Source organism: Streptomyces sp. JJ38 (genome assembly GCF_019303475.1).
Taxonomy (GTDB): domain Bacteria; phylum Actinomycetota; class Actinomycetes; order Streptomycetales; family Streptomycetaceae; genus Streptomyces.
In genome coordinates this window covers 94,869-111,977 of sequence record NZ_JABLSI010000009.1, presented here as the reverse complement: position 1 = coordinate 111,977, position 17,109 = coordinate 94,869, and the positions used below count along the sequence as shown (strand labels likewise).

Here is a 17,109-nt window from a genome sequence, read left to right as displayed (position 1 = left end):
GCGGCGCCGGAGGCCGCGCTGGCGGCCGGATGGGCAGCCGCTTGGGCGGAGGTGTCGGAGCCCGGTGCCACGATGGCGGCCTTCCTGCAGGTGGGCGGTCTGCTGTGACCGTACAACGGCGGTGGCGGCGGCGGAGCCCCTGGGGTGTGAACTGATCCACGGACCGTGGCGGCGTGCCGCGGGGCCGGCTCGGCCCCGCGCGGCGCACGGACTTCAGCGGGCCGGGCCCGGCGCCCTTCGGGCCGGCCCCGGACCCGCTGGCTGCGGATCGGCCGGGAGCCGTTGTCTACTGAGCGTCCGGGCCCTACCCGGGTCACACCTGCCGGTCAGACGAAACCTTCCGCCCCCGTGTCGCGGGCGCTGAACCTGGTTCCCAGTGGTGGTGTGCCGGTGCGACGCACCACCCCATGGCCCAGCGGCTCCAGGCAACTAGGTGGGGGAACCCCCGACCGGACGTCCTGTGGTGGACTCCGCCGAACCTACCCGCCTTCGACGGCCGCTTGTCAACAGTCGTTTGACCTGTGTCTCTCCCCCACCGGACGCCGAAGGACCGGGGGGACGCCGGGGATTGGGGGGAGGGCGGGACCGTGCGCCGCCCGGCTCCGGCGGCACGGCCACGCCCGCGGATCACTCGTTCGGCCGCGCGTGGACCGTGCGTCCCGCCACCACCGTCCGCAGGCACAGCGGAAGTTGACGGCCCGGTGTCAGATCAGGCAGGCCCGGGGTGCCCGAGCGGGGGTCGGTGGACCAGTTGGCCACCCGGGTGTCGGGGGCCTGGACGAGCAGTTCGCCGGCCTGCCACACGGCGTAGTCGGCGGGGGCTCCGGGCACCAGGACGCCCGCGTCGTCGCGGCCGAGGGCCCGCCAGCCACCGCGGGTGTGGGCGGTGAACGCGCCGCGGGCGGTGATGCGGTGGGCCTCGGTGTGGTGGAACGCGGCGGCCCGGACGGCCGCCCAGGGCCCCAGGGGGGTCACCGGGCTGTCGGAGCCGAAGGCCAGCGGGACGCCGGCGCGCAGCAGCGCGGCGAAGGGGTTGAGGGTGCGGGCCCGCTCCACGCCCAGCCGCTGGGCGTACATGCCCTTCGGTCCGCCCCAGGCGGCGTCGAACCCGGGCTGGACGGAGGCGATGAGGCCCAGCTCGGCGAAGGCCGCGATGTGCTCGGGGGTGAGCATCTCGGCGTGTTCGACGCGGTGGCGCAGGGCTCTGATCCGGGCGGTGCCCAGTCGCCGGGCGGCCGTGCGGACCCCGTCGACGACGGCGGTGACGGCGGCGTCACCGATGGCGTGGAACCCGGCCTGGAGGCCCGCCTCGGTGCAGGCGGACACGTGGGCGGCGACGGCGTCGGCGTCCAGGTAGGACCTGCCGGTGTGGGGCGCGTCGGCGTAGGGGGCGTGCAGGTGCGCGGTGTGGGAGCCGAGGGCGCCGTCGGCGAACAGGTCACCGGCCGCGCCGTGGGCGCCCAGCTCCCGGATCCGCTCGGCGTCCTTTGGCCCGGTGACGCGCTCGGCCCAGTAGCCGAAGACGCGCGGTCCCGGTGCCTCGGCGGCGAGGGCGAGCAGGCCGGTGAAGTCGTCCGTGCCGGAGATCTCGGGACCAGCGCACTCGTGGAGGGAGCCGATGCCCAGCTCCGCGGCGCGGCGCAGGGTGCTGCGCTGGGCCTCGGCGCGCTGGCCGGGGGTGAGCGCGTCCAGAGCGGCGGCGCGCACGGCGTGGTGGGCCTCGGCGGTCAGGGGGCCGTCGGCGGCGAAGCCGGGGAGGTCCCGCAGGCCGGGGACGGCGTCGAGCAGTGCCGTGGTGACGAGCGCGGAGTGCACGTCGACGCGGCTGAGGTAGAGGGGGCGTCCGCCGGTGGCCGCGTCGAGCTCGGCGCGGGAGGGCCAACGCCCCTCGGGCCAGGCGGTGGCGTCCCAGCCGTGGCCGAGGAGGACGCGGTCGCCGGGGCGGGCGGCGGCGTGGGCGCGGACGCGGTCCAGGGCGTCGGCCAGGCCCGTGCTGGAGCCCAGGTCGAGTCCGGTGAGCGCGAGCCCGGTGGCCGTGGCGTGGACGTGTGCGTCGGTGAACGCGGGGGTGACGAGGGCTCCAGCGAGCTGGACGACCTCGTCGACGCCGTCGGCGAAGGAGTCCGCGGCCCCCTCGGAGCCGATCCAGGCCACCCGGTCCCCCTCGGTGACCATCGCGGTCGCGAAGGGGTCGGCGGGGCTGTACACCTCCCCGCCGCGCAGGAGGACGGTGCGGGGCTTCTCGCCTGGGGTCGTGCGCTCGCTCATGGCTCCCAGTGTCCCGCTCGCGTCCGGCCCGCCGGTGCGTGGGGTCCCGGTGCGCGGGGTCCCGCCGCGGCGGGCGGCGGGACCGGGGTCACAGCCGCGGGGGGCGGGCCTCGTAGGGGGTGGAGAGGACGACCGTGGTGCGGGTGGAGACACCGGCGAGGCTGCGGATGCGGGCCAGCAGGTGTTCCAGCTCGATCGGGGTGGCGACGCGCACCTTGAGGATGTAGTTCTCGTCTCCGGCGACGCTGTGACAGGCCTCGATCTCCGGCACGTCCGCGAGCCGGTCGGCGATGTCGTCGGGCGCGCTCGGGTCGAAGGGGGCGACCGAGATGAAGGCCGTCATGGACAGGCCGACGGCCTCGGCGTCCACGATGGCCGCGTAGCCCCGGATCACCCCCCGCTGCTCCAGTCGGCGCACACGCTGGTGCACGGCCGAGGTGGACAGGCCCGTGGCCTTGCCCAGGTCGGTGTAGCTCATCCGCCCGTCCCTGACGAGCAACTGCACGATGTGCCGGTCCAGCTCCTCCACAGCACATCAACCTACTGTGCCGGGCGCCTCCCGGCACAGTGAGGGCGCCCAAGGGGCGCGAATCACCACCGAGATGTGATGAAGCCCACAGCCGTGCTCCTTCGCTCCCGGGAGTGGCGGCGCATATTCGCGGGTTGGGACGGGAAATGCTTGCTGTGGCCGGGACCAGTTGGTGCTGAGACGTCCGGCCGGCCCATTCCAAGGGGGATAAGAGATGCGCAACACGCAGTCCCTTCGCTCCGACGTCCCGGCCATGCGGGACGCCGAAAGCGCCGAGGACACTGTGGAGTCCGACGAACATCTCGACGCGTGGGAGATCTACCGCGTGCGGTGCCCGCGGTGCGCACAGCCCATCGCGCTGCTGGCCGGTGAGGAGGAGCTGCCCGAGCACGCCCTGTGCGCCTCGCCGTGGAATCCGTTCGGCCTGACGGTGTGCGAGGGCTCCGGGCTGCCCGCCGCCTCGGCCGGTGCCGTGGGCGACGGCGAGCCGCAGGAGCAGGACGCCGCGGCGCTGCTGACGCTTCCGGCCGGTCTGGACTGGCGGACCCAGCCCTTCTCGCACGCGGGCGGTCCGAGCTCCCGGCCGCTGCGCCCGGCGTCCGCCCGGCGCGGCTAGCGACAGCGCACCGGGAGGCGTCTTCGGCGCCGTCCCACGGGCCGTCAGCGGCTCTCGGGGCCGAGGAGTTGACGGGCGATCACGATGCGCTGGATCTGGTTGGTGCCTTCGACGATCTGAAGCATCTTCGCCTCCCGCAGATAGCGCTCGACGGGGAAGTCGGCGGTGTAGCCGTAGCCCCCGAGTACCTGGACGGCGTCCGTCGTCACCTGCATGGCCGTGTCGGTGCAGCTCAGTTTGGCCATGGCCGCCTGCCGGGTGAAGGACGCGCCCTCGTCGCGACGGCGCGCCGCGGCGAGGTACAGGGCGCGGCCGGCCTCGATCCGGGTGGCCATGTCGGCGATGAGGAAGCGCACTCCCTGGAAGTCGGCGACGGGACGGCCGAACTGCCGTCGCTCCAGGGCGTAGCCGAGGGCCGCGTCCAGGGCTGCCTGGGCCAGACCGACGGCGCAGGCCGCGATGCCCAGCCGGCCGGCGTCGAGGGCGTCCAGCGCGATGGCGAAGCCCTGTCCCTCCGCGCCGAGGCGCCGGGTGTCGGGTACCCGGACGCCGTCCAGGTGGACCTGGGCGGTGGGCGAGCCCTTCATGCCCATCTTGCGTTCGGGCGCGGCGGCGCCGAGCCCGGGTGCGTCGCCGGGCACGAGGAACGCGGTGATGCCGCGCGGGCCCGCATCTCCGGTCCGGGCGAACACGGTGTAGAAGTCGGCGATGCCGCCGTGGGTGATCCAGGCCTTCGTGCCCTCGAGGACCCAGGCGTCCCCGGCTCGGACGGCGCGGGTGCGCAGGGCGGCGGCGTCGGAGCCGGCGGAGGGCTCGGAGAGGCAGTAGGCCCCCAGGAGCCCGCCGCCGAGCATGTCGGGCAGGTGGGTGCCGCGCTGCTCGTCGGTGCCGTACGCGGCGAGCGCGTGGCAGGACAGGCTGTGCACGCTGACGCCCAGGCCGACGGTGAGCCGGGCGGCGGCCAGCTCCTCGAGGACCTGGAGGTAGACCTCGTAGGGCTGGTCGCCTCCGCCGTACGCGCCGGGGTAGGGCAGCCCGAGCAGGCCGGAACGCGAGAGGAGGGCGAAGGTATCCCGCGGGAAGCGGCCGGTGGCCTCCTCGTCCGCGGCGACGGGCGCGATCTCCCGCTGGGCCAGGTCCCGCACCAGGGTGAGCAGGTCCCGGGCTTCCTCGGTGGGCAGGTGGCGCTCCACGGGCCGGGGGCCGTAGTCGGGCATCGCGGCGCTCTCCTCGCTGTCGGGCGCTGCGGCGACGGGGGACAGGGGCCGGGGACGTCGCCGGAGGGTCTTGGGCAGGTCTGGTACCGCTGATGCTGCCCGCCGCGGCCGCGCGGAGAGCAGACCGGTGGAGGTGGCGGCCGGGACTCCGCCCGATCGGCGGCGGGCGGAGGCGTTAGGGACGGCGCCTGGCCGGGAACGGTCAGCAGCGCACGGCGACACCGCGGTCCGCGGCCGCCGGGCCGACGTCCGGACGCCGCGCCCCGCTGGAGAGAACGATGCAGGCTTTGACCGTCACACCGCGGCGGCGGGACTCGCTGCGGGTGGAGACCCTGCCGGACCCGTCCCCGGGCCCGGACGACCTGCTGGTCGAGGGCCTGGCGGTCGGGGTGTGCGGCACGGACCGGGAGATCGCGTCCGGGTCCTACGGCTGGGCGCCGCCGGGCCGGGAACGGCTGGTCGTCGGGCACGAGTCGCTGGGGCGGGTGGTGTGGGCACCGTCGGGGAGCGGCTTCGCCGAGGGCGACCTGGTGGCCGGGATCGTGCGTCGCCCCGACCCCGTGCCGTGCGGGGCGTGCGCCCGCGACCAGTACGACATGTGCCGCAACGGCCGCTACACCGAACGGGGCATCAAGGAACGGGACGGATACGCCGCGACGCTGTGGACGGTGGAGACCGGCTACGCCGTGCGGGTGGATCCGTCTCTCGAGCGTGTGGGGGCGCTGTTGGAGCCCACCACGATCGTCGCGAAGGCCTGGGAGCAGATCGAGCGGATCGGGGGGCGGGCGTGGTTCGAACCGCGCTCGGTCCTCGTCACCGGTGCCGGACCCATCGGGCTGCTGGCCGCCCTAATCGGCCGGCAGCGGGGCCTGGACGTGCACGTGCTGGACCGGGTGGAGCGCGGCCCCAAGCCGGAGCTGGTGCGGCTGCTGGGCGGCACGTTCCACACCGGGGACGCGGAGGAGGTGCTGCGCCGGGTGCGCCCGGAAGTGGTGATCGAGGCGACGGGCTCGCCCGGGGTCGCGTTCGCGGCCATGCTCGGCCTGAGGGCGTACGGCGTGCTGTGTCTGACGGGCGTGTCCCCGTCGGGGCGCACGCTGCGGGTGGACGCCGGCGCCATCAACCGGGAGCTGGTCCTGGAGAACTCCGTGGTGGTGGGGTCGGTGAACGCGAACCGGGACCACTTCACCGCGGCGGCGCGCGCCCTGGCCGCCGCGGACCTGCCCTGGCTGGACCGGATGGTGACCCGCCGGGTGCCACTCGGCGGGTTCGCGGAGGCCTTCGAGAGCGACGGCGGGGGTGTGAAGACGGTGCTGGAACTGCGGAGTTAGCCGAGTCGTTGGGGGCCGGGGCCCGGTCACCGCCGTCCGTGGTGCCTGAGCCACCGGGCCGTGGCCGTGGCTCCGACGGCCGTCACCGCCGTGACCGCGGCGAGGGCGGCTGGGGGCGGTCGGCGCGCGGGGCCGGGTCGGCGCGCGGTCCGGCGGCGAGGACGGCGGGGGCTGCCAGTCGGGGGCCCGCTGACCGCGGAGTTCGGCGAAGGCCGTCGTGCGCTCCCGCAGTCTCCGGACGTCCGCGTCCCCGGCCAGGAGGTCGGGAGCGTCCGAGCGGAAGACGGCGGTGGAACCGGGTCCGAGCCCGACGACGGTGGATACCGCTGCGGAAGTCCTCGCGCAGCGTCGCCACGGGGTGGCGCAGGACGCGCCGGGCAATGCCGAGTTGCCGGGTGGAGATCCAGGTGAGCCCGCAGCACCCGGGCCGGGTGGGGACCTTGACATGAAATCCGGCCGCTTCCAGCACCTCCACGGCGGCCCGGCCGACGGCGGGCTGGAAGGTGTCGGTGCAGGTGTCGGGCCGCCGGAGGACCTGTCCGCGTGAGCCGCCGCCCCGGGTGCCGCCGCCAGCGCGCCACCAGTCGGTGAGGTGCCGGGCTGCGAAGAGGGGCAGCGTCCGCCCGGGGGCCACGCCAGCGGCGGACTTGACGAGAGGTATTCCCCTTCTCCGGCCCTTCTCGGCCCGTCTCGTCGGTCCGTCCCGGCCTCGCCCCCGGCTTCCGGCGGGTGGACTTCGCGTTACCGATGGCGGCGGGTGAACGGGCGCGGGCGAGGTCCCGGTCCGCGCCGTGCCCCACCCGCGCCGGTGCGAACACGGTTGCGGACGCCGTCTCGCCCGGTGTGTCGAAGCGGGTTCCGCGGCCTCGGGTGGACGAGGGTTTGAACCAGCGCCGGGCCGGTGAGCCCCGCACCGCCCGGCCGGTCGCGACCCGGTGGGCGCTGCGAGGAGTGTGGTGATGGCCCAGCAGAATCGAGCGGCCCCCGTGGGCCCGGGGCCCGGGAGCCCCGCGGCGGACGGCGGGGGCGAGCGGCCGCGGCGGATCGGCCCCCTGGTGGTCGGATGGCTGCGGACCACGGATCACAAGGTCATCGGCAACCTGTACATGGTGACCGCGTTCGGCTTCTTCCTGGTGGGCGGTCTCCTCGCTCTGCTCATGCGGACGGAGCTGGCGGCGCCCGGACTGCAGTTCGCCACCCCCGACCAGTACAACCAGTGGGTCACGATCCACGGCACGATCATGATGCTGCTGTTCGCGACCCCGATGTTCGCCGGCTTCGCCAACGCCGTGATGCCGCTTCAGATCGGTGCGCCCGACGTGGCCTTCCCCCGGCTCAACGCCTTCACGTACTGGGTGTTCCTCTTCGGGGGGCTCATGGTCGTCTCCGGCTTCCTCACCCCGGGCGGGGCGGCCTCGTTCGGCTGGTTCGCCTACGCTCCGCTGAACGGCGCGGCCTTCTCCCCCGGGGTTGGCGCGGACCTGTGGACGATGGGCCTGGTGGTGGCGGGGACGAGCACGATCCTCGGCTCGGTCAACTTCATCACGACGATCATCTGCCTGAGGGCGCCGGGCATGACCATGTTCCGGATGCCGCTGTTCACCTGGAACGTGCTCTTCACCTCGATCCTGGCGCTGCTGGCGTTCCCGGTGCTCACGGCGGCTCTGCTCGCGCTCGCCTCGGACCGCACGTTCGGATCGCACATCTTCGATCCGGCCAACGGCGGGGCGATCCTGTGGCAGCACCTGTTCTGGTTCTTCGGCCACCCCGAGGTCTACATCGTGGCGCTGCCGTTCTTCGGCATCATCACCGAGATCATCCCCGTCTTCAGCCGCAAGCCCGTCTTCGGCTATCTCGGCCTCGTGGGCGCGACCATCACGATCACCATGCTCTCGGCCGTGGTGTGGGCCCATCACATGTTCGCCACGGGTGCGGTGCTGCTGCCCTTCTTCTCGCTGATGTCGTTCCTCATCGCCGTTCCGACGGGGGTGAAGTTCTTCAACTGGATCGGCACGATGTGGCGCGGCTCGCTCAGCTTCGAGACGCCGATGCTCTGGGCCGTGGGCTTTCTCATCACCTTCCTCCTGGGCGGTCTGACGGGGGTGCTGGTGGCCTCGCCCCCGTTGGACTTCCATCTGACGGACAGCTACTTCGTCGTCGCCCATCTGCACTACGTGCTCTTCGGCACGGTGGTGTTCGCGATGTTCGGGGGCTTCTATTTCTGGTGGCCGAAGTTCACCGGCCGGATGCTCGACGAGCGGATCGGCAAGGTGCACTTCTGGCTCACGCTCGTCGGTTTCCAGGTCACCTTCCTCGTCCAGCACTGGCTGGGCGAGGGCGGAATGCCGCGGCGGTACGCGGACTACCTGGAGGCCGACGGGTTCACGGCTCTCAACGCCGTCTCGACGACGGGCGCGTTCCTGCTGGGCGTCTCCACGCTGGTGTTCCTCTACAACGTGTGGCACACCAGCCAGTACGGGACCCGGGTGCGGGAGAACGACCCGTGGGGTTTCGGCAGATCGCTGGAGTGGGCGACGTCCTGTCCGCCACCGCGGCACAACTTCGTCTCGCTGCCCCGCATCCGCTCCAACGACCCGGCCTTCACCCTGCACCATCCCCAGATCACCCTGTACGAGCAGGAGCGGGCCCGTGAGCTGGGGCGCGCATGAAGGCCGAGGCGCTGTACTTCACCGGGGTGACGGGGTTCTTCGCGGCCGTGTCCGTCCCCTATCTGGCCTTCGGGGACGATCCCGCCGGCGGGGCGGTCCTGGTCGTCTGCGCTCTGATGGCCGCTCTCGTCGCGCTCTTCCTGTGGGTCCAGTACCTGCGGCGGGGGCCGCGCCCCGAGGACCGCGGCGACGGCGAGATCGCCGAGCGGGCCGGCCCGCTGGGCTTCTTCCCCGCGCACAGCACGGCGCCGGTCGTCACCGCCATGGGCCTGGCGCTGCTGGGGCTGGGGGTCGTGTTCGGGCTGTGGCTGTTCCTGATCGGCCTCGCGGTGCTCGCTGGCGGAGTGTTCGGCTTCGTCTTCCAGTACGTGCAGGGCGACTGAGCGAGGATCAGCGCTCGGTGTGTCCCGCGCGCTCGGGCGGGGCGGTGCGCGCGGCGATCTCGTCCCGCTCGGCGGCCGTCGTCGGCAGGTCCACCCGCTTGCCGTAGTACCAGCGGCTCAGGGCGAGCCGCAGTCCGCGGAGCCGTCGGCCGCGGCCTCCCGGTTCCGCCTCCGTCCCTTCCAGGGGCAGCGGCATGTCCCGCACGAGGAGCCGGTAGCGCTCCTCGGCGGACACGGGGCTGTGCCCGGCACCGAAGCCGCCGGCCACCGACTGGGCCACCTGGCCGGTCTCCTCCCCCTCCGACAGCCGGTCGCGGTCCCGCTCCTGGAGGGCGAGGCAGACGCGCTTGGTGACGAGGAACGCGAGGACGGGGCCGAGCAGCACGGCCACCCGGAAGGTCCACACGACCCGTTCCACGGAGAGGTCGAAGAGGTAGGCGATCAGGTCCTGACCGCCCGCCATGAGCAGCACGGCGTAGAACGTCGTGCCCGCGACGCCGAGTCCGGTGCGGGTGGGGCGGTTGCGCGGCCGGTCGCACAGGTGGTGCTCACCACGGTCCCCGGTGACCCACCGCTCGAAGAACGGGTAGAGGTAGAGGAGGGTGAACAAGGCACCGGGCAGCAGGACGGCCGGTACCAGCACGTTGAGCATGAGGGTGTGGCCCCACAGGGTGATCTCCCAGCCCGGCATCAGCCGCAGCGAGCCCTCCAGGAATCCGACGTACCAGTCCGGTTGGGAGAAGGTGGAGACCTGGTCGGCCCGGTAGGGCCCGTAGGCCCACACGGGGTTGATCTGGGCCGCGGCACCGAGGACGGCGAGCACCCCGAACACGGTGAGGAAGAGCCCACCCGACTTGGCGGCGAAGACCGGGACCATCGGGTCGCCGACGACGTTGCGGTTGGTGTGCCCCCGCTTGGCCCACTGGGTGTGCTTGAGGTGGAAGACCAGCAGGATGTGCAGCGTGACCAGCGCGAGCAGCAGGCCCGGCACGAGCAGGACGTGGGTCACGTAGAGCCGGGGGATGATGAGCTCCCCGGGGTACTCGCCACCGAAGACCAGGAAGCTGACGTACGTGCCGACGACGGGGATGGAGAGCATGATGCCCTGGGTGATGCGCAGGCCGGTTCCGGAGAGCAGGTCGTCGGGGAGTGAGTAGCCGCAGAAGCCCTCCACCATCGCCAGCATGAACAGCGTGACGCCGATGACCCAGTTCAGCTCGCGCGGTCTGCGGAAGGCTCCGGTGAAGAAGACCCGCAGCAGGTGGACGGTGATGGCCGCGGTGAACAGCAGCGCGGCCCAGTGGTGGATCTGGCGGATCAGCAGCCCGCCGCGGACGTCGAAGCTGATGTCGAGCGTCGACGCGTACGCCTCGGACATCAGCACGCCGCGCAAGGGCTCGTACGAGCCCTCGTAGACGACCTGTCCGTGGGCGGGCTCGAAGAAGAACGTGAGGAACACGCCCGTCAGCAGCAGGACGATGAAACTGTAGAGCGCCATCTCGCCCAGCAGGAAGGACCAGTGGCTGGGAAAGGCCTTGCGCAGCGTCCCCTTGCCGACCTCGGCGACGGGCAGCCGCGCGTCGAGGGCGTCGAAGGCGCGCAGGCCCGCCCGCCGGGCCGCTCCGTCGGCGCCGACGCTCCTGCGGGACGGCAACACGCGTTCCTGCTCCCTCCGGGACGGATGTCGGACGTGGGTTCCCGGTTGTCCCGGCGTGAATGCGTCAAACGTGCCGTCACCTCGCTGCCCGCTCCCCCGGCACGGACGGGCTAACGGAGAATCAGGTGACATACGGCCGCGCCCATGGGCCGTCCCGCTGGAGCGGCGTCGGGTGCCGTGGTCCCGCCCGCCGGGGCCGTCGGCCGGGGCCGCCGGGTCGTCGGGCTCGTCGGGCTCGTCGGAGTGCTGGGACGCGTAGCCGGTGCGGGCAGTACGCCGACCGCAGCAGCCCCCGGTAGGACAGCGCCGAACCGACCTGCACGAGGGTGCCCTTGCCGTGGGCCCGCGCCTGGTCCAGCGCCACCTGCCGTGCGCGTCCGCCGGGGCCCACGGCGCCCCGGCCCGTGGCGGGGTACCCGCCGTCGGCCGGGGCACACCAGGCGAGGCTCGGCGCTGGTCCGGACGGGTGTGGACGGGGCCGGGCGGGTGCGGCTACGGGCCGGGCCCGAGGCCGTCAGCGGATGCCGACGGCGGCCAGGGCGCGGCGCTGGGCGGCGCTGGGACGGGCCGGGAAGTAGAGGTAGCAGACGCCGCCGGTGCCGCTCCTGACCTTGCCCTTGGCGTCGTAGCGCTTGGTCCTCAGCCAGATGTTCTCGAACTGCCTCCGGCGGTAGACGCGGCGCACCTCGGCGTTGCTGTCGGACGCCGGGTCGCCTGCGATGACGTCGCCGTCCCGGGTGAAGCCGACGACCGTCATGAGGTGGCCGGCGGTGCCGTAGCCGGCGCCGTCCAGCTCCTCCTCCAGGAAGGACTGGGAGGTGATGAGCGGGATGCCGGCCCGGACGAGCCGTTCGGCGTCGTGCAGGGTGTCCAGCCGGGTGACGACGCCCTGGAGGTCGTCGTAGGTGGCGGCGTAGGCGGCGTTGAAGGGCCAGTTGCCGCAGCCCTCGTACTGGTAGTCGTAGGTGTACCGGGCGGCGTGGCACACCTGGGGGTCGTCGTACTCCGGGTTGACCCAGGCGTAGTCCTCCGGCTCGGGCAGACGTCCCCAGGACTCGATGATCATCTGGGACGAGGTGGGGCTGCACCAGGCCTCTCCACCGTTGTCGTACTCCGGGTAGCGGCCGACGTGGATGTTCTGGGAGTAGGACGGGACGGGGAGTTCGACGCCGGCGGCCTCGCCGGGGGCGGTCGGCGGGACCTCGAAGCGGTCGGGGACGTCGGAGGTCATCGCGCCCAGCCGCCAGAGGGTGGGGGTGGCGTGACTGCCGGGGGCGCGCAGCAGGGTGGCCCGCAGCCGGAAGGCGGTGAGCCGGGTGCCGTCCTCGGTGACGACGAGGGTGTCGGTCCACACGGTGCTGCGGCCGTCGCCCTGGTCGTCCACGGAGGTGCGGCGGGGGACGTCGGGACCGTCACCCGAGGTCCAGACGCCGAGCGTGTACCAGGGCGACTCGGTGCCGTCGGAGTACGTGCCCTGGGCCTCGACGCGGAGCCAGGTGCCCTCCGGCGTGCGGGCGTTCCAGGAGGCGATCAGCTGCCGGGCCGGGTGCCGCAGCGCCCGGCGCGGCGAGGTCCAGGTCGCGTACTCCCACCGCTCGACGGTGGTGCCGCCGTGCGGGTCGCGGTAGGTGAGCGTCCCGGCGGGCCTGCCGATGGCGAGGCCGGGGCGGCGCCCGTGGTCGACGCGGGTGCCCCGGCCGGAGCCGCCGTGCCAGTCCGCCACCGAGGTCCAGGAGGCGTAGGCGACGCTCGACCCGCCACCGCCGCGCGAGGCGCCCTCGGGTGCGGCCCGTCCGGCACCGTGGGCGGCGGAGGGCAGCGTGGTGGCGGCGGCCGTGGCGGCGACGGCGACGGAGGCGGCCAGCAGGGTGCGGCGGGTCGTCACGGGTCGGCTCATGCGGGTGGTCCCCCTAGTCACTGGACGGTGGACGCCGGGTGGCGGCTGCGTCAACTATCCCCGGGCGGCGCGGGCCGGGCCAGGGGCCGCGCCAGCACGGGGCCCACCGTTATCGGTCTGGACCTCTGGAGCCGTGGACGCCGTAGGCTGGGCGGGTGACGAAGCAGCGGCCGGTCGGGGAGCGCGCGGCGGTCCGCTCCCCCGGGGCCGGCCGCTGTGGCGCTCTGGGTGGTCTCGCGGCGCGGCTGCGCGGGCTGCCGCCCTCGTGCGGTCCGGTGCGCCTCGTCGCGGTCGACGGGCACGCGGGTTCCGGCAAGAGCACCCTCGCCCGGCGGCTGGCCGAGGAGCTCGGCGGAGCGCCCGTGCTGCACCTGGACGATCTGGCCTGCCACGCGGCCTTCTTCGGCTGGACGGAGCGGCTGGCCGACGCGGTGGTGACGCCCCTCGGGCGCGGGGTGTCGGCCCGCTTCCTCGGATACGACTGGCAGCGCCGGAGTTTCAGCCGCCCGCTGTCGCTGTCCCCCGATCCTGTGGTGCTGGTGGAGGGCGTGGGCGCGGGACGCGCGGCGGTGCGCCCGGTGCTGTCGGCGGTGCTGTGGCTCGACGTCTCCCCCGCGACGGCCTGGGAGCGCGGGCGGCGGCGGGACGGCCCGGGGCTGGCGGCGTTCTGGGACGACTGGACGGCGGCCGAGCGCGCCCACTTCGCGGCCGACCCCACCCGGCCGTTCGCGGATCTGCTGGTACGGCAGATGCCGGAGGGGTATGTGGTGCTGTCAGGGCCCGCGGGCGCTTGCACGGCGCGACGCCATGACTCTGGGTAGTGGGACCGAACCAGTGTGCGGCCGAGCCGGGGCGTCCCGGATGATCGCTCACGGCGATTGCTTGACCTGCGGCGCAGTGACAGATTACGTTCAAAACACACGGTCTTCACCGGCCGTCCGAGAGCGCGAAGCCCCTGGTTGTTCCCCCGTGACCGGGGGCTTCGTCCTGTCCGTGATGTCCGGCTCGCCCATCTCGACCGTCACCCTGGGTGAGGCTCACCGCCCGACCTGGCCGGACGTGCGGGTACGGTCTGTACCGCGCACTTCGACGCAGCGTGCCACGCGGGTACGATGCGACCGTTGCGCGGAGCCGGGCGATCCCCGACCATGATCTACAACCGCCGTCCGTGGTACGGCAGTTGACCAGGCGGGGCAGGCGCCTGGCAGGACCCGACGGGATCGGCCCAGGGGGACGGGATGGACTTCGGCACGCGGGGTACCGGGGTGCCGCGCGCACCCGCCGACCTCGCCTGGCTGCGCGGCGTGGACTCCTACACCATGGGCGACTACCCGCAGGCCGAGGAGGAGTTCAGGACGGCGGTGCGGCTGGACGTGGGGATGGCCGACGCCTGGCTGGGGCTGCACGCCCTGCGCGTCGACGCCACGACGGCGCTACTGCGGATGTTCGAGTACCGGGACCGCTTCGGCGAACAGCGCTCCCGCCATGGGCTGAGCCTCAACTCCTGGTACTGGCTGGGGTGGTGGGTCCAGCCGGTGCTGGAGAGCGGCCGGGACCTACTGCTCGCGCACGCCTCGCACTGGCTGGACGGCCGGCACGTCGCCGACCTGGACCGGGCGCTGGCCGGCTGCCCGCCGCCGGACGCCGATCCGCAGGTGCGCTTCCTGCACGCGTGCCGCGCCTACCTCGCCAAAGACTGGGAAGGGCTCGTCGTCCACACCGAGTCCCTGGTCGAGGACCCGCTGCTCGGCGTCGAGGCGGGGCTGTTCGCCGGGATGGCCCGGGTACGGCTGGAGATGTACGGGCAGGCCGAGCCGCTGCTGTCCACGGCGCTCATGCGTTGCCGCAGCGAGCAGCCGCAGCGCAAGGAGCTGCGGTACTGGCTGGCCCGGGCCCGGGAGGGCACCGGGCGCAGCGCCGCCGCGCTGCCGCTGTACCGGGCGGTGCACCGGGTGGACCCGGCGTTCATGGACACCGCCGCCCGGCTCACCGCCATCACGGAGTCGGACGGCATGGCGGACTCCCTGGCCTCCTCCTGGGCGGCCCCGCTGCGGACGGCGGCGGGGGCGGGCCCCGAGGGGGCGGCCCGGGAGCCGGGGGGCGACGGCGATCCCGCCGGGCCGGACGGCGCCGATCCAACGGACCCGGTGCTGGAGGACCTGTGGCCGCTGGACGCGGAGCCGGTGGGCGGCCCCGGGGCGGGCGCCGGCGTGGACGCGGGCGAGCCGCGGGGGCGGGACGGCCGGGCACCGCAGGACCGGTGGCCGGGCGGGCCGGCCGATCCGGAGCTGCTGGCGGAGGCGCTGGCGGAGCTGGAGCGCATGGTGGGGCTGGAGCCCGTCAAGCGGCAGGTGCGGGCGCTGTCCGCCCAGCTGCACATGGCCAGGCTGCGGGCCGGGCAGGGCTTGCCCGTGCAGCCGCCCAAGCGGCATTTCGTGTTCTCCGGGCCCTCGGGCACCGGGAAGACGACGGTGGCGCGCATACTCGGCCGGGTGTTCTACGCGCTCGGGCTGCTGGGCGGGGACCATCTGGTGGAGGCCCAGCGCTCGGACTTCGTGGGCGAGTTCCTGGGCCAGACGGCGGTCAAGGCCAACGAGCTCATCGACAGCTCGCTGGGCGGGGTGCTGTTCGTGGACGAGGCGTACAGCCTGTCGAACTCGGGCTACGCCAAGGGGGACGCGTACGGCGACGAGGCGCTGCAGGTGCTGCTCAAGCGGGCCGAGGACAACCGGGACCGTCTGGTGGTGATCCTGGCCGGCTATCCCGAGGGCATGGAGCGGCTGCTGGCCGTGAACCCGGGGCTGGGCTCACGGTTCACGACGCGGATCGACTTCCCGAGTTACCGCCCGCTGGAGCTGACGGCCATCGGCGAGGTACTGGCGGCCGAGAACGGCGACCGGTGGGACGAGGAGTCGCTGGAGGAGCTGCGCAGCATCAGCGGCCACGTGGTGGCGCAGGGCTGGGTCGACGAGCTGGGCAACGGGCGGTTTCTGCGCACTCTGTACGAGAAGAGCTGCGCCTACCGCGACCTGCGGCTGTCGGACTGGTCGGGGACGCCGTCGCGGGAGGATCTGGCGACGCTGCGGCTGCCCGACCTGATGCAGGCCTACGGTGAGGTGCTGTCCGGGCGGGGCCCGGCGGGCCCGCGGCCGGAGCCGCCGCCGGGCTGAGGACCGACGAGCCGGTCAGTCAGCGCCCGGGTGGCCCGTGCCGTGCTCCTGGGCCAGAGCGCGCAGGGCCGTGGCGTCCCGTACGGCCTGGGCCCGGGAGATGCCGGGCTGGATGCCCATGGCGGGCAGGCTGGTGCCGTCCGCGAGGTCGAGGGAGACCCACGGGTCTCCGGAGCGCAGGTTGACGGCGAGGATCTCGGCCCACTCCAGCCGTCGGCTGCGGGTGAGGTTGACGACGGTCACGCCGTCGGCGTCGGCGGTGACGTGCGGCCGGGCCAGCAGGGCGAGCACCGCGAGGAAGAGCGCTCCGGTGAGGACGAAGCTGATCCGCTCCGCCGCCGTCAGGCTCTCCAGGAGCACCGCGACGACGGTCAGCGTGGCCAGGGTCGCGACGCCGACGCCGATCAGCACGACGCGGGTGCGGGTCGGACGGAAGGTCACCGGCAGCGGGGGGACGGCGGCGGGCATGGGCGGTTCTTCCTCACGGTGGGGCGGCCGACGGCACGGCGTGCGGTACTCACAGTCGGCAGGCGTGGATGTTGGTGGTGAGGATCGCGCGGGCGCCGAGCTCGTAGAGGTCGTCCATGATCCGCTGGGCCTTCTGGGCCGGCACCATCGAGCGCACGGCGACCCAGCCCTTGTCGTGCAGCGGGGAGACGGTCGGCGACTCCAGGCCGGGCGTCAGCTCGACGGCCTTCTCGACGTACTCGGCGCGGATGTCGTAGTCCATCATCACGTACTCGCGGGCGACGAGGACGCCCTGCATGCGGCGCAGGAACTGCTGGACCTTGGGGTCCTCGGTGTCGGTGCCCTTGCCGCGGATCACGACGGCCTCGGAGACGAGGATCGGCTCGCTGATGATCTCCAGCCCGGCGTTGCGCAGCGTGGTGCCCGTCTCGACGACGTCGGCGATGACCTGGGCGACGCCGAGCTTGATGGCCGTCTCGACCGCGCCGTCGAGCCGGACGACGGAGGCGTCCACGCCGTGCTCCTCCAGGTGCCGCGTGACCAGACCGGGGAAGGAGGTGGCGACGGTCATGCCGCCGAACTCGTTCACGTTCGTGGCGGTGCCCGGCAGGGTGGCGTAGCGGAAGGTGGAGCCGGCGAAGCCGAGCTGGAGGATCTCCTCGGCCTCGGCGCCGGAGTCGAGCAGGAGGTCACGGCCGGTGATGCCGATGTCGAGCCGCCCTGAGCCGACGTAGACGGCGATGTCGCGCGGCCGCAGGAAGAAGAACTCCACGTCGTTCGCCGCGTCGACGAGCACGAGTTCGCGGCGGTCCTTGCGCTGGCGGTAGCCGGCCTCATGGAGCATCGCCGACGCAGGCTCGGACAGTGAACCCTTGTTGGGGACGGCGATGCGCAGCATGGTGCG

13 protein-coding genes are annotated in these 17,109 nt (G+C 73.5%); 6 read left to right on the top strand and 7 right to left on the bottom strand.

Annotated elements, in window-relative coordinates; translation table 11 throughout:
- Positions 1–627 precede the first annotated feature (627 nt).
- Together HPT28_RS07085 and HPT28_RS07080 are read right to left on the bottom strand one after the other, a co-directional pair.
- The gene (locus HPT28_RS07085; RefSeq protein ID WP_219090075.1) at positions 628–2,268 is read right to left on the bottom strand and encodes an amidohydrolase; all 1,641 of its coding nucleotides are present in this window, start codon (positions 2,266–2,268) and stop codon (positions 628–630) included.
- Between the two features lie 88 nt (positions 2,269–2,356).
- The gene (locus HPT28_RS07080; RefSeq protein WP_219090074.1) at positions 2,357–2,797 is read right to left on the bottom strand and encodes an Lrp/AsnC family transcriptional regulator; all 441 of its coding nucleotides are present in this window, start codon (positions 2,795–2,797) and stop codon (positions 2,357–2,359) included.
- 253 nt (positions 2,798–3,050) lie between these two features.
- Here HPT28_RS07080 and HPT28_RS07075 point away from each other — a divergent pair, with 253 nt between their 5' ends.
- Positions 3,051–3,413, top strand: coding sequence for a hypothetical protein (locus HPT28_RS07075; protein WP_257578187.1), 363 nt, complete (start codon positions 3,051–3,053; stop codon positions 3,411–3,413).
- Between the two features lie 44 nt (positions 3,414–3,457).
- Here the strand turns inward: HPT28_RS07075 and HPT28_RS07070 are convergent, their stop codons facing one another.
- Positions 3,458–4,630 (bottom strand): acyl-CoA dehydrogenase family protein, encoded by a 1,173-nt coding sequence (locus HPT28_RS07070; protein WP_219090072.1) that lies wholly within the window; start codon positions 4,628–4,630, stop codon positions 3,458–3,460.
- A gap of 278 nt (positions 4,631–4,908) precedes the next feature.
- Between HPT28_RS07070 and HPT28_RS07065 the strand changes: the two genes are divergently transcribed.
- The 3 genes from HPT28_RS07065 to HPT28_RS07055 all read left to right on the top strand — a co-directional run bounded on the left by HPT28_RS07065 (position 4,909) and on the right by HPT28_RS07055 (position 9,013).
- Positions 4,909–5,961: a glucose 1-dehydrogenase gene (locus HPT28_RS07065; protein WP_219090071.1), complete on the top strand. Its 1,053-nt coding sequence runs from the start codon at positions 4,909–4,911 to the stop codon at positions 5,959–5,961.
- A gap of 959 nt (positions 5,962–6,920) precedes the next feature.
- Entirely contained in the window at positions 6,921–8,630 is a 1,710-nt protein-coding gene (ctaD, locus tag HPT28_RS07060) for a cytochrome c oxidase subunit I (protein WP_219090070.1), read from the top strand.
- The gene (locus tag HPT28_RS07055; RefSeq protein ID WP_219090069.1) at positions 8,627–9,013 is read left to right on the top strand and encodes a cytochrome c oxidase subunit 4; all 387 of its coding nucleotides are present in this window, start codon (positions 8,627–8,629) and stop codon (positions 9,011–9,013) included. The genes ctaD and HPT28_RS07055 overlap by 4 nt, the downstream gene beginning before the upstream one ends.
- A gap of 7 nt (positions 9,014–9,020) precedes the next feature.
- Here the strand turns inward: HPT28_RS07055 and HPT28_RS07050 are convergent, their stop codons facing one another.
- Both HPT28_RS07050 and HPT28_RS07045 read right to left on the bottom strand, forming a co-directional pair.
- Positions 9,021–10,670 (bottom strand): cytochrome bc complex cytochrome b subunit, encoded by a 1,650-nt coding sequence (locus HPT28_RS07050; protein WP_374226929.1) that lies wholly within the window; start codon positions 10,668–10,670, stop codon positions 9,021–9,023.
- A 514-nt stretch (positions 10,671–11,184) separates the two neighbouring features.
- On the bottom strand, positions 11,185–12,567 hold the full coding sequence (locus HPT28_RS07045) for a peptidase C39 family protein (RefSeq protein WP_219090067.1): 1,383 nt from the start codon (positions 12,565–12,567) through the stop codon (positions 11,185–11,187).
- A gap of 224 nt (positions 12,568–12,791) precedes the next feature.
- On the opposite strand from HPT28_RS07045, the gene HPT28_RS07040 reads away from it, so the two are divergent.
- Positions 12,792–13,388 (top strand): uridine kinase, encoded by a 597-nt coding sequence (locus HPT28_RS07040; RefSeq protein ID WP_219090085.1) that lies wholly within the window; start codon positions 12,792–12,794, stop codon positions 13,386–13,388.
- A gap of 417 nt (positions 13,389–13,805) precedes the next feature.
- Entirely contained in the window at positions 13,806–15,737 is a 1,932-nt protein-coding gene (locus tag HPT28_RS07035) for an AAA family ATPase (protein ID WP_219090066.1), read from the top strand.
- A gap of 15 nt (positions 15,738–15,752) precedes the next feature.
- On the opposite strand, the gene HPT28_RS07030 is transcribed toward HPT28_RS07035, so the two are convergent.
- Together HPT28_RS07030 and hisG are read right to left on the bottom strand one after the other, a co-directional pair.
- Positions 15,753–16,205: a PH domain-containing protein gene (locus tag HPT28_RS07030; RefSeq protein ID WP_219090065.1), complete on the bottom strand. Its 453-nt coding sequence runs from the start codon at positions 16,203–16,205 to the stop codon at positions 15,753–15,755.
- Between the two features lie 49 nt (positions 16,206–16,254).
- Positions 16,255–17,103 (bottom strand): ATP phosphoribosyltransferase, encoded by an 849-nt coding sequence (gene hisG, locus HPT28_RS07025; RefSeq protein WP_219090064.1) that lies wholly within the window; start codon positions 17,101–17,103, stop codon positions 16,255–16,257.
- Positions 17,104–17,109 lie beyond the last annotated feature (6 nt).

Bases quoted from the DNA above. Each gene is read 5' to 3' on its own strand.
- hisG (WP_219090064.1), bottom strand. From the start codon at position 17,103: ATGCTGCGCATCGCCGTCCCCAACAAGGGTTCACTGTCCGAGCCTGCG.
- HPT28_RS07065 (WP_219090071.1), top strand. From the start codon at position 4,909: ATGCAGGCTTTGACCGTCACACCGCGGCGGCGGGACTCGCTGCGGGTG.
- ctaD (WP_219090070.1), top strand. From the start codon at position 6,921: ATGGCCCAGCAGAATCGAGCGGCCCCCGTGGGCCCGGGGCCCGGGAGC.
- HPT28_RS07085 (WP_219090075.1), bottom strand. From the start codon at position 2,268: ATGAGCGAGCGCACGACCCCAGGCGAGAAGCCCCGCACCGTCCTCCTG.
- HPT28_RS07075 (WP_257578187.1), top strand. From the start codon at position 3,051: ATGCGGGACGCCGAAAGCGCCGAGGACACTGTGGAGTCCGACGAACAT.
- HPT28_RS07055 (WP_219090069.1), top strand. From the start codon at position 8,627: ATGAAGGCCGAGGCGCTGTACTTCACCGGGGTGACGGGGTTCTTCGCG.
- HPT28_RS07030 (WP_219090065.1), bottom strand. From the start codon at position 16,205: ATGCCCGCCGCCGTCCCCCCGCTGCCGGTGACCTTCCGTCCGACCCGC.
- HPT28_RS07070 (WP_219090072.1), bottom strand. From the start codon at position 4,630: ATGCCCGACTACGGCCCCCGGCCCGTGGAGCGCCACCTGCCCACCGAG.
- HPT28_RS07045 (WP_219090067.1), bottom strand. From the start codon at position 12,567: ATGAGCCGACCCGTGACGACCCGCCGCACCCTGCTGGCCGCCTCCGTC.
- HPT28_RS07035 (WP_219090066.1), top strand. From the start codon at position 13,806: ATGGACTTCGGCACGCGGGGTACCGGGGTGCCGCGCGCACCCGCCGAC.